This window comes from Streptomyces sp. NRRL S-495, from assembly GCF_000966955.1.
GTDB classification, from domain to species: domain Bacteria; phylum Actinomycetota; class Actinomycetes; order Streptomycetales; family Streptomycetaceae; genus Kitasatospora; species Kitasatospora purpeofusca.
Genome location: NZ_JZWY01000665.1, coordinates 1 through 14,087, shown reverse-complemented (window position 1 = coordinate 14,087; position 14,087 = coordinate 1). Strand labels below are relative to the sequence as shown.

13 protein-coding genes, 1 tRNA gene and 1 pseudogene are annotated in these 14,087 nt (G+C 73.9%); 10 read left to right on the top strand and 5 right to left on the bottom strand.

The features are described 5' to 3' along the window. The first annotated feature begins 152 nt into the window (after positions 1-152). On the top strand, positions 153-572 hold the full coding sequence (locus VR45_RS30290) for a GNAT family N-acetyltransferase (protein WP_045943062.1): 420 nt from the start codon (positions 153-155) through the stop codon (positions 570-572). A 116-nt stretch (positions 573-688) separates the two neighbouring features. Here the strand turns inward: VR45_RS30290 and VR45_RS30285 are convergent, their stop codons facing one another. Beyond that, a complete protein-coding gene (locus VR45_RS30285) occupies positions 689-2,227 on the bottom strand; it encodes an FAD-binding protein (RefSeq protein WP_045943061.1) in 1,539 nt (512 codons plus the stop codon). Positions 2,228-2,598: 371 nt separating this feature from the next. Here VR45_RS30285 and VR45_RS30280 point away from each other — a divergent pair. The 3 genes from VR45_RS30280 (at position 2,599) to pgm (ending at position 4,943) form a co-directional block, all read left to right on the top strand. Beyond that, positions 2,599-2,678, top strand: a tRNA-Tyr gene (locus VR45_RS30280). 87 nt (positions 2,679-2,765) lie between these two features. Further along, positions 2,766-3,065 carry a YciI family protein gene (locus VR45_RS30275; protein WP_045943060.1) on the top strand — a complete coding sequence of 100 codons (300 nt, stop codon included), beginning with the start codon at positions 2,766-2,768 and terminating at the stop codon, positions 3,063-3,065. 225 nt (positions 3,066-3,290) lie between these two features. Continuing rightward, positions 3,291-4,943 (top strand): phosphoglucomutase (alpha-D-glucose-1,6-bisphosphate-dependent), encoded by a 1,653-nt coding sequence (pgm, locus tag VR45_RS30270; protein WP_045943059.1) that lies wholly within the window; start codon positions 3,291-3,293, stop codon positions 4,941-4,943. A gap of 108 nt (positions 4,944-5,051) precedes the next feature. On the opposite strand, the gene VR45_RS30265 is transcribed toward pgm, so the two are convergent. After that, positions 5,052-5,456 (bottom strand): PASTA domain-containing protein, encoded by a 405-nt coding sequence (locus VR45_RS30265; protein ID WP_078896963.1) that lies wholly within the window; start codon positions 5,454-5,456, stop codon positions 5,052-5,054. Further along, on the bottom strand, positions 5,402-6,223 hold the full coding sequence (locus tag VR45_RS30260) for a hypothetical protein (protein WP_045943057.1): 822 nt from the start codon (positions 6,221-6,223) through the stop codon (positions 5,402-5,404). The genes VR45_RS30265 and VR45_RS30260 overlap by 55 nt, the downstream gene beginning before the upstream one ends. Before the next feature lie 328 nt (positions 6,224-6,551). On the opposite strand from VR45_RS30260, the pseudogene VR45_RS30255 reads away from it, so the two are divergent. The 5 genes and pseudogenes from VR45_RS30255 to VR45_RS30240 form a co-directional block, all read left to right on the top strand. Continuing rightward, positions 6,552-7,385: pseudogene (locus VR45_RS30255) on the top strand (hypothetical protein); the annotation flags it as partial. Further along, entirely contained in the window at positions 7,365-7,775 is a 411-nt protein-coding gene (locus tag VR45_RS49195) for a carbohydrate-binding protein (protein ID WP_234326313.1), read from the top strand. The pseudogene VR45_RS30255 and the gene VR45_RS49195, both read left to right, overlap by 21 nt. 16 nt (positions 7,776-7,791) lie before the next feature. Then, the gene (locus VR45_RS30250; RefSeq protein ID WP_045943056.1) at positions 7,792-9,855 is read left to right on the top strand and encodes a PQQ-dependent sugar dehydrogenase; all 2,064 of its coding nucleotides are present in this window, start codon (positions 7,792-7,794) and stop codon (positions 9,853-9,855) included. A 236-nt stretch (positions 9,856-10,091) separates the two neighbouring features. Then, positions 10,092-10,655 (top strand): dihydrofolate reductase family protein, encoded by a 564-nt coding sequence (locus VR45_RS30245; RefSeq protein ID WP_045943055.1) that lies wholly within the window; start codon positions 10,092-10,094, stop codon positions 10,653-10,655. A 164-nt stretch (positions 10,656-10,819) separates the two neighbouring features. After that, positions 10,820-12,421, top strand: coding sequence for a hypothetical protein (locus tag VR45_RS30240; RefSeq protein WP_045943054.1), 1,602 nt, complete (start codon positions 10,820-10,822; stop codon positions 12,419-12,421). Positions 12,422-12,481: 60 nt separating this feature from the next. On the opposite strand, the gene VR45_RS30235 is transcribed toward VR45_RS30240, so the two are convergent. Continuing rightward, positions 12,482-12,754, bottom strand: coding sequence for a TetR-like C-terminal domain-containing protein (locus tag VR45_RS30235; RefSeq protein WP_052709489.1), 273 nt, complete (start codon positions 12,752-12,754; stop codon positions 12,482-12,484). 464 nt (positions 12,755-13,218) lie between these two features. On the opposite strand from VR45_RS30235, the gene VR45_RS49190 reads away from it, so the two are divergent. Then, complete coding sequence (locus VR45_RS49190) at positions 13,219-13,518, top strand: hypothetical protein (RefSeq protein WP_045943052.1); 300 nt, start codon at positions 13,219-13,221, stop codon at positions 13,516-13,518. Positions 13,519-13,602: 84 nt separating this feature from the next. On the opposite strand, the gene VR45_RS30225 is transcribed toward VR45_RS49190, so the two are convergent. Further along, positions 13,603-14,087 (bottom strand): C40 family peptidase (locus VR45_RS30225; RefSeq protein ID WP_199926030.1); only part of this gene is annotated, 485 nt, incomplete at its 5' end.

Sequence of the window (14,087 nt, the reverse complement as noted above, 5' to 3'; positions counted from 1 at the left end):
GTGGGGCCGATCTTCGTGCGGAGGTTTTCGCGAGGGCTCATACCTGTGATCGACCGGCCGGAGCGCCCGAGCGGTTGCGCCGGGGCCGCCTCCTTGCCCGATGGGGAACCCGCAGAGCGGGGCCGGGGCGGCCGACAGGTATGGTGTAACACATGAATGCAGAGAATGACCCTTACGAGATGCGGGTCGGCGTGCCCGACGTGGCGACCTTCCGGCGGCTGCGGACGGGGTCCGGCATGAGCGACCGCCCGGCCGCGGCGGTGGCCGCCGGGCTGCCGAACACCTGGTTCGGGGTGACCGTCGAGTGCGGGGGCGAGGTGGTCGGGATGGGGCGGATCATCGGGGACGGCGGTCTGATCTATCAGATCGTCGATGTGTGCGTGCTCCCCGAGCACCAGGGGCGCGGGCTGGGCAAGCGGATCATGGCGCGGCTCACCGCCGAGCTGGAGCAGCGCGCGGAGAAGGGTGCCTACGTCTCGCTGATCGCCGACGGGGAGGCGCACCGGCTGTACGCCCAGTACGGGTTCGTGGGGACGGCTCCGGCCTCGGTGGGGATGCACCGCCTGGTGTGAGCCGGTGCGAGGCGACCCGGTGCGACGCGACCTGACGCGGTGCTGCTGCGCCCGCGCGCCCGCCGCGACCGCCGCCGCGGTGCACGGCGGTCGCGGCGGGCGCGCGGGTCGCGGTGTCAGGAGTGGATGCCCTGGCCCGGGGTGAGGATCCCGGCCGGGTCGAAGCGGTGCTTGGCCGCCACCACGCGCCCCCACCGGGTGCCGTAGTGGCGGCGCCACTCGGCGTGGGTGACGTCCGGGATCGCGCCGATCAGGTACCGCTTGCCGCCCAGCTGCACCGCCCGGTCGTACAGCCGGCGGTTGCGCCGCAGTGCGGCCGCGTGGTCGGCGCCCGGGAACGGGAACGACAGCAGGTCGAAGTGGAAGCCGACCGGCTCGTCCGGCATCACCGTCATCGGGCGGGTGAACACATCGGTGCGGAACGGGTAGAAGAGCAGCAGGCCGGCGCCCAGGTCCTCCGGCGTCAGCAGGGCGAGGGCCTCACGGGTGAAGGTTTCGGCAGTCGACGCGGGCAGGAACAGGCTCATCCAGGGCTTGGGCTGCGACCAGAGCCCGGCCCCCTTCAGGAACCCGGCGAAGGCGTCCACCCGGTACGCGTACTCGCGCGCCGTCTGGTCGGTGAAGGTCGTGTCGGCCGCGACGCAGCGCAGGCCGCGCACCAGCTTCGCCCGGTCCGGCGCGGCGCTGCCGTCGTAGTGGACGACACCCTCCACCTTGTAGCGCCAGCCGGTCCCGGCCGCGTTGCGCGACACGTCGCCGACCTGGAGGTCGAACCGCCGCTCCAGCATCAGCTTCTTCTGGTCCGCGAGGTAGGCGCCCAGGTCGTCGTAGAACAGGTTGAGGACGAGCGCCCGCTCCCGGGCCCGCACCAGGCGCAGGGTGGCGCGGACGATGAGCCCGGCCTGCCCGCCGCCGCCGAGCACCGCCTCGAACAGCTCGCGGTTGGCGCTCGCCGAGGCGGTCACCAGCTCGCCGGTGCCCGTGACGACGTCCACCGACTCGACCGTGTCCACCTGGAAGCCGTAGCGCTGCACACCGCCGCCGATGCCGCCGACGCTCAGCGTGCCGCCCACCGACAGGTGCAGGTAGTCCGTCAGACAGGGCGGCATCCAGCCCTGGGCGAGCGCGGCGTCCGTCAGCTGCGCCCAGGTGACGCCCGCCTCCACGACGGCGCGGCCGGGGGTGATCCGGATGATCCGGTCCAGTCCGCGGGAGTCGATCGCCACGCCCCCGGCCACGCCGGCCTGGCCGTAGCTGGAGTGCGACTCCAGCTCCGCCGCCTCGCCGGTGCCGCTCTGGCCGTTCATCGCGACCGGGATGCGGTGGCGGCGGGCGAAGCCGACCAGGGTGGCGACGTCGCGTACGGAGCCCGGCCGCAGCACGGCGCGCGGGGCGGCGGTCACCAGGTGACCGAAGTCCCCGCCGAACCGGGCCAGGGTGGCGGCGTCGGCCACCAGGGTGCCGTCAAGTCGCGGCAGCCGCGCGAGTGTGTCGGCAGTGGCGGCCTCCGGGCCGGGCGCGGCGGCCTCGGCGCCGGGGGAGGCGTCCGGGGCGGGGGCCTCCACGGCCCAGGAGCGACCCACCGTGTTCCATCCGACGACGGTGGCCGCCGCACCGACGATCACGCTGCGGCGGGGCAGAGCTGACTTGCTCATTTCAGATTTCTCCGATCAATCGTCATATGAGCAGTGTTGTATCGCAGTCCGGACGTCCACGGGCACCCGCCGGGAGCGGACCGGTTCGGTGACGGTCGGTCGGGCGGTGCGATCCGTCCGAAGTACGGAGAGTGGTCTACACCACATCGAGGGTCGGGGGTAATGATCCGGACACCCGTCGGGCCCGCCCGCCACGCCCCCGACCAGGGCGAACGAGCGTCAGGAGCGGTTCGGGCGTGGGCGACCGGTGGCCGGAAACCCGGTTGTCCGGCACCGGTGCCCCGGGGGAGAGTGGAGCTGTCGGGATCAAGGAACGACAAGGAACTGCAAGGAACCGCAAGGATCCGCATGGAACGGATCCCGACGACCGAGGGCGAGCTGGGCCTGGGAGAGCCCAAGGGCCTGTAAAGCCCCCGCTTCGGCTGTGATGGTTCGAATCCATCCTCGCCCACCCTCGGACCGCGGCGGCCCTGTGCCGCGTCCTGCCCGCCGGATCCGTCCGATCCGGCGGGCAGGCCCTCCGGTTAGGCTCGGGTCCATGTTTGTCCTGGAACTGACGTACACCGTGCCGCTCGACCGGATCGACGCCCGCCTGCCCGCCCATGTGGACTGGCTGAACCGCCACTACGCGGACGGGACCTTCCTGGCCTCCGGGCGCAAGGTGCCGCGCGACGGCGGCATCATCCTCGCCGCGGGCGAGGACCGGGCGGCGATCGAGGCGCTCGTCCGCACCGACCCGTTCTCCGTCGAGGGCCTGGCGACCTACCGCGTCACGGAGTTCCTCGCCACCGTCGTCGCCCCCGTCCTGGAATCCCACCGGCAGCAGCTCCCCGGCTGAGGCACCGGCCCCTTCGGCCCGTCGGCGAGGCGTCGGTGAACCGTGGCCCAGGAGTCCTCCGGGTGACGGTGCGGCGCTGCTGCGGTGTCGGCGCGGAAACGGCACGGCGTCTCCTCGCCCCGGTTCGGAGACCGGTCGTGCACTGGCTACGATCGGTGAGCACGGGGCACAAAGCGCCGGGCCGCGGGCCGGGCGCACGGCGAGACATTCCAGTGGGAGAAGACGATGGCACACGCACGGGCCGGTCAGCCGGCGCAGCCGGGCGACCTGGTGGACGTTGCGCGGCTGGTGACGGCCTACTACACGCTGCACCCGGACCCGGAGGAGCCGGGCCAGCGGGTCGCGTTCGGCACCTCGGGCCACCGCGGCTCCTCCCTGGACGCGGCCTTCAACGAGGACCACATCGCCGCCACCACCCAGGCGATCTGCGAGTACCGGACCGCCCAGGGCATCACCGGCCCGCTGTACCTCGGCGCCGACACCCACGCGCTGTCCGAGCCGGCCAGCGCCACCGCCGTCGAGGTGCTGGCGGCCAACGGCGTGACCGTCCTGCTGGACAGCGCCGACGGCTACACCCCGACCCCCGCCGTCTCGCACGCGATCCTCGCCCACAACCGGCGCAGCCCGCAGTCGCTGGCGGACGGCATCGTCGTCACCCCGTCCCACAACCCGCCCCGCGACGGCGGCTTCAAGTACAACCCGCCGAGCGGCGGCCCGGCCGGCTCGGAGGCCACCGGCTGGATCCAGGACCGTGCCAACGCCCTGATCCGCGAGGGCCTGCGCGGCGTCAAGCGGGTCCCGTACGCGCGCGCCCTGGCCGCGGCGACCACCGGCCGCCACGACTACCTCACCTCCTACACCGAGGACCTCGTCTCCGTCCTCGACCTGGACGCGATCCGCTCGGCCGGCGTGCGGATCGGTGCCGACCCGCTCGGCGGCGCCTCCGTCGCCTACTGGGGCCGGATCGCCGAGACCCACCGCCTCGACCTGACCGTGGTCAACCCGGTCACCGACCCGACCTGGCGCTTCATGACGCTGGACTGGGACGGCAAGATCCGGATGGACTGCTCCTCGCCCGCCGCGATGGCCTCGCTGATCGCCCGCCGCGACGAGTACACCATCGCCACCGGCAACGACGCCGACGCCGACCGGCACGGCATCGTCACCCCGGACGGCGGCCTGATGAACCCGAACCACTACCTCGCGGTGGCGGTCGACTACCTCTACCGCCACCGCTCCGACTGGCCGGCCGACGCCGCCGTGGGCAAGACGCTGGTGTCCTCCTCGATGCTCGACCGGGTCGCCGCCGACCTCAAGCGCGAGCTGGTCGAGGTCCCGGTGGGCTTCAAGTGGTTCGTCGAGGGCCTGCTGGAGGGCTCGATCGCCTTCGGCGGCGAGGAGTCGGCCGGCGCGTCCTTCCTGCGCCGCGACGGCGGGGTGTGGACGACGGACAAGGACGGCATTTTGCTCGCCCTGCTGGCCGCCGAGATCACCGCCGTCACCGGCCGCACTCCCAGCCAGTACTACCGCGACCTGACGGACCGCTTCGGCGCCCCCGCCTACGCCCGCGTGGACGCCCCGGCGGACCGCGACCAGAAGGCGCTGCTCTCCCGGCTCTCGCCCGAGCAGGTCAAGGCCGGCGACCTCGCGGGCGAGCCGGTCACCGCCGTGCTCACCGAGGCCCCGGGCAACGGCGCGGCCATCGGCGGCATCAAGGTGTGCACCGAGAACGCCTGGTTCGCCGCCCGCCCGTCCGGCACGGAGGACGTGTACAAGATCTACGCGGAGTCCTTCCAGGGGCCCGAGCACCTCGCCCGGGTCCAGGAGGAGGCGCGGGAGCTGGTCAACGAGGTGCTCGCGGGGCCGGCTTCGGCCTGACGGGTCCGGCGTCCGTTGTCGAGCTGAGCCGAGCTGTCGTGCCGCGGTCCGGTGGGGTGCACCCCACCGGACCGCGGCACGCTGTTCCGGCCGGCGGTGGGCCGTGGCTCAGCGGATGACGGGCTTGGTGGCGAACCAGAGGGTGACCGGGGCGTCCAGGGCCACCACCGTGCCGGCGGCCGGGTCGGTACGGAGCGCCTGGTTCACGGGCTTGGTGCCGTTCTCTTCGCTGAAGACGGTGACCTTGGTGAAGTGGAGGTCCCGGAGCAGCTTCTCGGCGTCGGCACGGGTGAGGCCCGCGACGGCGGGAACCGGTGCCCGCCCGTCCGAGACCCGCAGGACGACGGTCGCCCCCGCCGGGACCTCGGTGCCGGCGGCTGGGTCGGTGGCGAGGACCTGGAGCGCGGGCAGCCGACCGGCGGTGACGGTGGCGGCGGTGGAGCGCAGGCCGAGGTCCTTCAGCTTCGCCTCGGCGGTGGCCCGGTCGAGCCCGGCCAGGGGCGGGAGCACCACCGTCCGGGGGGTGGGGGAGGGGGTGGGCGAGGAGGAGCGGGGTGAGGGCGAGGGCTTCGCCTTTCCGCCGCCGCCCCCGTTTCCGCCCCCGTTCCCGGGGCGCCCGCTCGCCGAACTCGCCGCCGTCGACGCCGCTGCCCGGGAGCCGTCGGCCGCCCGCCACCGCGGCCGCCGTTCCCCCCGCCGCCCCGGTCGCCGTCCCGGCCTCGGTCACCGTCCCGGTCCCGGTCACCGTCGCCGTCCAGGTCGACATCCACCTGCCCGGGCACGTCCACCGCGAACGCCGCGCAGGCCGCCCCCTGGTGGGCCGAGGTCGCGGCCACCCGCAGTGCGACGCCGAACCGCGAGGGCCGTGCGCCCTGCACCTGGCCCACCACCTCGGCCGCCGGTACGCCGAACCGGGAGGCGATGTCGAGGGCCGGTCCGACCAGGTCCAACGGCACGGTGTAGCGCAGCTCGACCCGGCGGGTCGCCCCGGAGGCGAGCGGCGCCTCGGCCGACCGCCGGTCGAAGTCCAGCCGCCCGCGCACGGGTTCGACCGGTTCGAGGTGGAAGCCCGTGGCCCGCGGCCCGGCGTTGCACACGAGCAGGTCCACCAGCACCGTGCCACCGGCCACCCCGAACCGGCGCTCCGGCTCGCACCAGGCCCGCACCCCGGCGTCCGCCCCGGCCCGCAGGTCGGTGCCGCAGTACTCGCCCGGGCAGTAGACGCCGAGCCGTTCGACCCCGTCCGTCCGGGTGCCGCACAGTTCGCAGTACAGCGCCATGGTCCCCCCTCGGTCCCGCGCGGCCCCGGCCCGCCCCGGAGGTACCCGGCGGCCCGCCCCGGGAACCGCCGGCACCCGGACCGGAACCGGCCCGTGACCGGTCGACCGCTGACCCTTCATCACCCGTTCGAAGCTCCGCGGTGGTCCGGTGGGACGCCGCTGGCAATAATTGGGAAAGTTTCCTAACCAAATGTCTTGACCGTGCACCCTCACGCCGGGATTCTGTACGTCACCTGCCCTGACGGCCCGTCCGTCCCAGGGGCCCCCACCCCGCCGCCCTCCCCTTCCGCTGCTCTCCGGCGTTCTCCCCCCGACCGCAAGGAGTCACGTGAAAAGGCCCACCCGTCGAACCGTCCTCGGTGCCGCGCTCTCCGCCGTCACCGCCGTCGGACTCCCCCGAACCGCCGCCGCCACGTCCGCCACAGCCGGTGCCACCGCCACCGCCCCGGCCGCCGCGCTCAGCGTCTCCAGCTGGCAGCAGCGCTGGGCGCCGTCGGCCGCCGCCGACGGGCTCGCCGCCTTCGAGACGGTCGAGGACGACCGCGCCGACTCCCACCCCGCCGGGCACCCGCACATCCGGGCCGAGAACGACACCTACCGCTGGACCATGCACACGGTGGACCGGGACTCCGCCACCGACCGGCAGCGGCAGGAGGTCACCGGTATGCGCAGCCCGGCGGGCGGCGCCTTCCTGGAGTGGAAGGCCGGTCAGACCTGGCGGACCACCTACGCGATGTACATCCCGTCCGCGCTGAAGGCCACCACCAGCTTCACCCACATCATGCAGATGAAGCAGCCCGGCAACGGCACCTCGCCGATCGTCGTCCAGTCGCTGCGGCGGGTCGCCGGGGCGCAGACCATCGAGCTCCAACTCCCCATCAGTGACGTCCTGGTGGGGCGCACCAGTCTGGACCCGCTGCACGACCGCTGGGTGGACGTGGACTTCCGGATCACGGTGGGGGACGGCTCCTCCGGGGCGGTCCGGTGGATCCTGCGCAGTGCCGGCGCCACTGTCGTCGACATCGAGCGGACCGGCGTCGACACCTTCCTCGCCGACCGGGTGCGGCCCAAGTGGGGCATCTACCGCTCGCTCGGCGACACCTCCGGTTCGCTCCAGGACTGCTACCTGCTCACCAGGGAGATGCGCGGCTACCAGCTGGTCGCCGGCCCCTCCGGGGTCTTCCGGGCGGACGAGGCCCGCGTGTCGCAGGGCACCGTCGACACCGACCACCACGGCCACAGCGGTGCCGGTTTCGTCAACCTGGAGAACACGCCGGGGAGTTACGCCGAGTGGACGGTCCGGGCGGCGGCCGCCTCGACGGCCTCGCTGGAGCTGCGCTACGCCAACGGCACCGCCGCCGACCGCCCGATGGACATCGCCGTCAACGGCACCCGGATCGCCGCCGGGCGGGCCTTCCCCCCGACCGCGAACTGGGACACCTGGGCGACCACCGCCCTGCCGGTGTCGCTGAAGGCCGGGGCCAACACCGTCCGGTTCACCTCGACCACCGCCGACGGCGGCCCCAACCTCGACCGGATCACCGTCCGCTGACCCCCTGGAGGAGCACATGCGTCCGACATCCGCCGGCGGCGTGGGTCTCGCCGTCGCCGCACTGATCATCGCCACCGCGGCCGTCCCCCCGGCCCAGGCCCAATCCCAACCCCGACCCCGGTTCGCCGCCACCGACTACCAGGCCGAGGACGCCACCGTCGTCCAGGGTGCCGTGGCCACCAACCACACCGGGTACACCGGTACGGGCTTCGTCGACTACACCAACGTCGCCGGCTCCTACGTCGAATTCGCCGTCGGCGCCGCCTCGGCCGGCACCGCCCCGCTGACCTTCCGCTACGCCAACGGCACCGCCGTCGACCGCCCGATGGACATCTCCGTCAACGGCACCGTGGTCGCCGCCGGTGTCTCCTTCCCGGCCACCACGGACTGGAACACCTGGGCCGGGCGGACGCTGAACGCGCCGCTCCGGGCCGGGACCAACACCGTGCGCGCCACCGCGACCACCGCCAACGGCGGCCCCAACCTGGACCGGCTCACCGTCGCCGCCGCCCCTGCCGACACCACCGCGCCCAGCCGCCCGGGGCAGCCGTCCTGCACCGGCATCGGCCCCAACGGCCTGACCCTCGGCTGGCCGGCCGCCACCGACAACGTCGGCGTCACCGCGTACGACGTCTACGAGCACGGCAACAAGCTCGCCGAGACGCCCGGGGACACCACGAGCAAGGCGCTCACCGGCCTCACCCCCGGCACCACCTACAACCTGAGCGTGATCGCCCGGGACGCGGCCGGCAACGCCTCCCCGGCGAGCGTCGCCGTCGACTGCACCACCGGAACCGGCGACGACCCGCCGCCGAGCGCGCCCGGCGCCCCCACCGTCTCCGCCGTCACCGCCACCTCCGCCAAGCTCGGCTGGGGGGCCGCCAGCGACGACAAGGGCGTGGTGGCGTACGAGGTCCGCAGCGGCGCCGCCGTGCTGGCCACCGTCACCGGCACCCCGCCGGCGACCACCACCACCGTCACCGGCCTGGCCTGCGACGCGCCGTTCGCCCTGACCGTGGTGGCCAAGGACGCCGCGGGCGGTGTCTCCCCGGCCTCCGCCCCGGTCTCCTTCACCACCGCCGCCTGTCCGGCCGACGGCGGCGTCCCCGGCTCGCCGACCACCCTCAGCAGCGGCTGGACCGTGCCCTGGGGCATCTCCTGGATGCCCGACGGCGCCAGTGCGCTGGTCACCGAGCGGGACAGCTTCAAGGTCTTCAAGCAGGCCAAGAGCGGTACCAGGACGGAGATCGGCGCCGTGCCCAACGCCGTCACCACCGACGGCGAGGGCGGCCTGCTCGGCGTGGCCGTCGACCCCAACTGGTCCACCAACCACTACGTCTACTTCATGCACACCGCCGCCGAGGGCAACCGGATCGTCCGCATGACGTACAACGGCAGCACCCTCTCCGGCTACACGGTCCTGCTCCAGGGCATCAAGAAGAACCGCTACCACAACGGCGGCCGGCTGGCCTTCGGCCCGGACGGCTACCTCTACGCCACCACCGGCGACGGCCAGACGCCCGACCTCGCGCAGGACAAGAACTCCCTCAACGGGAAGATCCTGCGGATGACCACCGCGGGCAAGCCCGCCCCCGGCAACCCGTTCAACAACTACGTCTACAGCCTCGGCCACCGCAATCCGCAGGGCCTCGCCTTCGACCGCAACGGCCGGCTCTGGGAGGCCGAGTTCGGCGACTCCAAGTACGACGAGCTCAACCTGATCAAGCCGGGCGGCAACTACGGCTGGCCGACCTGCGAGGGCACCTGCGGCAAGTCCGGCATGACCGACCCCAAGGCCAGCTGGCCGGTCAACCTCGCCTCCCCGAGCGGCATCGCCATCGTCCGCAACGTGGTCTACCTGGCGGCGCTGCGCGGCACCCGGATGTACCGGATCCCGATCAACGGCGACACCGAGTCGGTCGGTACCGCGACCTCCTACTACGTCGGCACCTACGGCCGGCTGCGCACCGTCAGCAAGGTCCCCGGCGCCGACCAGCTCTGGCTGACCACCACCAACGCGGACAACAACGGCAACCAGCCGGACGGCTCGGACAAGATCTTCAGGATCACCATCGGCTGAGCCGTCGCAGAGCCGTCGCTGAGCCGATGGTGAGCCGTCGCTGAGCCGCGGCGTCCTGCAGTTCGACACCGCGTCCCGGCCGGGACCGACCGGCCGGGACGCGAAGCGTCCGACGCAGGTCACGGCCGGCAGCACCGGCGGAGTGACTCCGTCCGGGGGATCCCTTCGGACATGACGGCCCTCGCCGCGTCCCGGGGCCCTACTGTCGGAGCCCGGTGACGAGGAGGAGAGCCGGTATGCGCAAGGTGACGTACTCGATGGGCATGTCGCTCGACGGTTACATCGTCGGGCCCGACGGCGGTTTCGACTGGACGGAGCCGGACGAGGAGGTGTTCCGGCTCGCGCTCGACGAGCTCCGCGGGGTGGACGTCCATCTGATGGGGCGCCGGCTGTACGAGACGATGCTGTACTGGGAGACCGCCGAGCAGGACCAGTCGCTCGACGAGGTCGAGCGGGAGTGGACGGCGCTCTGGAACCCGCTCCCGAAGGTGGTGTTCTCCACCACGCTGTCGGAGGTGCAGGGCAACGCCCGGCTGGCCACCGGCACCGTCGCGGAGGAGATCGCCCGGCTGCGGGCCGAGCCGGGGGAGGGGGAGATCGCCATCGGCGGTGCGACCCTCGCCGCCGCGGTGGCCGCGGCGGGCCTGATCGACGAGTACCGCCCCCGGGTCCACCCGGTGCTGCTCGGCGGCGGCATCCCGTACTTCCCGCGGCACGAGCGCCGGGAGGACCTCGAACTCCTGGAGGCCCGCACCCTCACCTCCCGGGTCCTCCACCTCCGCTACCGGGTGGTGCGGTAGGTCACGGGCGCCCCTCGGAGGCCGTGCCCTTCGAGCCGTTCCCCGGTCGTGGTGTGGCCGGTTCGGGCCACTGCCCGCGCGGGGGTGGGCGGCGGACTACGTTCCGGAGCAGGGAGGCCCGCCCGTCCGGGGGCGGGCGGTGGAGCGAGCGGGGAGCACGGCTGATGGCCGATCAGACGGTGGACGACCGGAACCTGTGGCGGTCGGTGTACCGCCGGGAGGGTGGTTGGGGGCCGGACTCGCGGTTCCCCGGCCACCGGAGCGCGGCCGAACCGGTCCTGGCGGCGCTCGACGACGAACTGCTGTGCCTGCACCTCGGCGAACCGTACGGGAAGGGCGAGCACGACGTCCTCGATGTCCGGTGGACCGGGCTCGTCCCGGCCGAGGCCAGGCGGCGGGCGGCGGAGCTGGACGCGCTGAAGGAGCGGGTGGCCGGGCAGGTCGAGCCGGAGGCCGGGATCGCGGCCGCCGAGGCGGCGGTGGCGGAGGCGGTCACCTGGGCCCCGGACGCCGTCGTCGACACCCCGGTCCACTACGAGGGCGGGACCCGCGTCCGGTACGAGAACGCGGTGAGCACCGGCACGCCGGCCGCGGCCGTGCACAACGGCGCCGTCCACGTCCTGCTGACGGTGCGGGACACCGAGGAGCCGGACTCACCGGCGCAGTTCGTGGAGCTCACGTACGGCCGGCCGCAGGGGGCCGGAGCGGACACGGCCCGGGTGTGGCGGGAGGGCCACGCGCTTCCCGTCCCGGGCGCTCCGGGGGCGGCCCTGGTCTCGTTCCGGGGCGAGCTGCACGCCTTCGTCCCGGACCTCGGCGGGGCTGTCCACTGCGTCCGTGACGACGCCTCGGGGCAGTGGCGGCGGGTGGACGGGCCCGTCGATGCGCTGGCGGGAGCGCCGTTCCTGGCCGCCGCCGTGCACGCGGACGGCATCCACGTCCTTGCCGGGGACGGTACCGGCCGCCTTGTGCACGTGGTGTTCGACGGCACGGCCTGGACGGCACCCGTCGAGGTTGCGGACGCGGTCTCCGCGAACGTCGTGCTGGCCTCGTCCGACGGCGCCCTGCACGCCGTCCTCCCCGGCCGGGGCGGACCGCAGCTGCTCCACACCGTGTTCGACGGCGCGGCCTGGACGCCGCCGGTCGCGGTCGGGGGGCACGACTCCCGGCACACCCCGGGGCTGCTCGCCCTCACCGACGGGCCCGAGGGGGACCGGCGGAGCGCGCTGCTGATGGTGCACCGGGGTGTGGAGGACTTCGTGCCGCCCCCGCGCCCGGCCCCGCCCGCCGCGCCGTCGGTGACCGGCACGGACGTCTGGGTCGTCGGCGCCACGGTGGAGGGCTACGGCGGCGGCCGCTGGTCGCGGGCCCGCTCCCACATCGAGGCCGGTGCGGCGGAGTTCGACGACAACGGCCGGGCCACCAGGGGCATCCTGGCCGAGGCGCTCGTCCGGGCCGAGTACTACTGGGGCTTCTGCTACCAGGCCGACACCGCCGCGATCGCGGGCCGCGCCGCCCTCTACGAGGTCACTGCCGCACCGGACGGCGGTGAGCGTCTGGAGCACCGGAGCGACCAGGACCGGCAGTTCGCGGCCACCGCCGGTGCTGTCTCCCGCTCCACCCTGACCTGGACCGAGCTGGACCCCGGGACGTACGAGATCCGCTTCACCGGGCGGCGCACGGGCGGCCACTGGTCCGCCGGCACCGGGGCTTCCGACCTCGGTGACGCGGACCTGGCCGTCTCCACCGTCCGCGTCACCGTCTGACCCGCCGCCGGGGTCCGGGCGGCACCCGCCCGGACCCCCGCGCGCGTCCGGGCCCGGTGCTCAGGTCCGCCCCCGCAGGCCGTTCAGGACGGTGTCCGCGAGGCGTTCCGGCAGGTCCGGCTCGATCGGGCGGTGGCCGAGCAGGGCGCGGGTCTGGACGGGGGAGCAGAGCAGTTCCAGGGCCAGGCCGGTGTCGGTACCGGCGGGGAGTTCCCCGCGTCCGACGGCCCGGTCGACGATGGCGCCGGCGAGCGCGCGGGCGAAGGCGGCCAGGTCGGTGCGGACGTCACCGGTGTCGGGGACGGGGATGCCCTCGGTGCTCCCGGCCAGCATGGCGTCCAGTACGAGTTTCTCCCGAGTGCCCCAACGCCGGTACACCGTCGTCTCAACGCAAGAGTTCCGGCTTTAAGCGCATTGGGAGGCGCCATGTCCTTCACCTGGCCCGTGGACCCGCAGGACCTGTTCGTCGAGCGGCACCCCCGGATGACCCTCGGTCTGCCCGTCGAGGAGGTGGACGCGGTCCGCGCCGCCGTCACCGAGATGTGGCCGGACCGGCCGGGCGGCTGGGTGTACGAGTGGTCCGCCCTCGCTGCCCGCCGCGCCGCGGCGGGCAGCCACCGCCTGGCCGCGCAGGCGTACGGCTGGGCCAAGTTCCCCGCCCTGGCCGACGGTCCGAAGCGCACCGCGCTCGCCCGCCAGGTCGAGCAGTACGTGCTCGCCGCCCCGGACTTCCCGGTGGAGTCCGAGCGCCGCACGCTCACCGTCCCGTACCGCGGCGGCGAGGCTTCGCGTTCGGCATGGACGGCATCGTCGGCAACGCCCTGGGCTTCGACGGGCTGCCGGGCACGGCCGAGCGCGAGGCGGCCTTCGCGGCCTTCGACCTGCGCGCGCTGCTGGACCAGGACGCCAACGGGCCGATGCTGGTGGTCAACGGCGCCGAGGACGTCCATGTGCCGGTGGAGGACACCCTGGTGTTCGAGGGCCGCCGGGACACCGGGGTCGTGCTGATCCCGGACACCGGCCACTGCGCCATCTCGCGCTTCGGCGAGGCGATGGCCGTGATCACCCCGTGGCTGGCGGACACCCTGGCGGGCTGAGCACGGAGGGGCGCGGAGAGGCAGGGAGGGGCACGGAGAGGCCGGGAGGCCGCTACGGCGCCGTGGCGGCCTCCCGGACCGTCGCTACGGCCGGACGCCGCCCATGTAGGGCATGACGCCGATCGCGAGGACCTCGATGTTCTTGCCGGTCCGGGGAGCGTGGATCATCTTGCCGTCGCCGATGTAGACGCCCACGTGGTGCAGGTCGGGGTAGAAGAAGACCAGGTCGCCGGGCTGGAGGTCGCCGCGGGCGATCCTGGTGCCGACCTTCCACTGCTCCTGGGACGTACGGGGGAGGCTGACGTCGGCCGCGCGGTAGGCGGCGCCGGTGAGGCCGGAGCAGTCGAAGCTGCTGGGGCCGGTCTTGCTCCAGCCGTAGGGCTTGCCGAGCTGGGCGTAGGCGAACTGCACGATGGCGGCGGCGCGTCCACCGGCGGCCGGCGGTGCCGGGGTGTTCGCGGCCGGTGCCGGAGTGTTCGCGGCGGGGGCCTGCGGGGCGGCGGTCTGCGGGGCGGCGGCGGCGCCCTTGCCGGCGGTCTCCTTCGCGGTGGCCTTGGCCTTGTCGGCGG

Coding starts and splice junctions, on each gene's coding strand:
- VR45_RS30290 (WP_045943062.1), top strand. CDS start 153: ATGAATGCAGAGAATGACCCTTACGAGATGCGGGTCGGCGTGCCCGAC.
- VR45_RS30285 (WP_045943061.1), bottom strand. CDS start 2,227: ATGAGCAAGTCAGCTCTGCCCCGCCGCAGCGTGATCGTCGGTGCGGCG.
- VR45_RS30275 (WP_045943060.1), top strand. CDS start 2,766: ATGTTTGTCCTGGAACTGACGTACACCGTGCCGCTCGACCGGATCGAC.
- pgm (WP_045943059.1), top strand. CDS start 3,291: ATGGCACACGCACGGGCCGGTCAGCCGGCGCAGCCGGGCGACCTGGTG.
- VR45_RS30260 (WP_045943057.1), bottom strand. CDS start 6,223: ATGGCGCTGTACTGCGAACTGTGCGGCACCCGGACGGACGGGGTCGAA.
- VR45_RS49195 (WP_234326313.1), top strand. CDS start 7,365: ATGCGCGGCTACCAGCTGGTCGCCGGCCCCTCCGGGGTCTTCCGGGCG.
- VR45_RS30250 (WP_045943056.1), top strand. CDS start 7,792: ATGCGTCCGACATCCGCCGGCGGCGTGGGTCTCGCCGTCGCCGCACTG.
- VR45_RS30245 (WP_045943055.1), top strand. CDS start 10,092: ATGCGCAAGGTGACGTACTCGATGGGCATGTCGCTCGACGGTTACATC.
- VR45_RS30240 (WP_045943054.1), top strand. CDS start 10,820: ATGGCCGATCAGACGGTGGACGACCGGAACCTGTGGCGGTCGGTGTAC.
- VR45_RS30235 (WP_052709489.1), bottom strand. CDS start 12,754: ATGCTGGCCGGGAGCACCGAGGGCATCCCCGTCCCCGACACCGGTGAC.
- VR45_RS49190 (WP_045943052.1), top strand. CDS start 13,219: ATGGACGGCATCGTCGGCAACGCCCTGGGCTTCGACGGGCTGCCGGGC.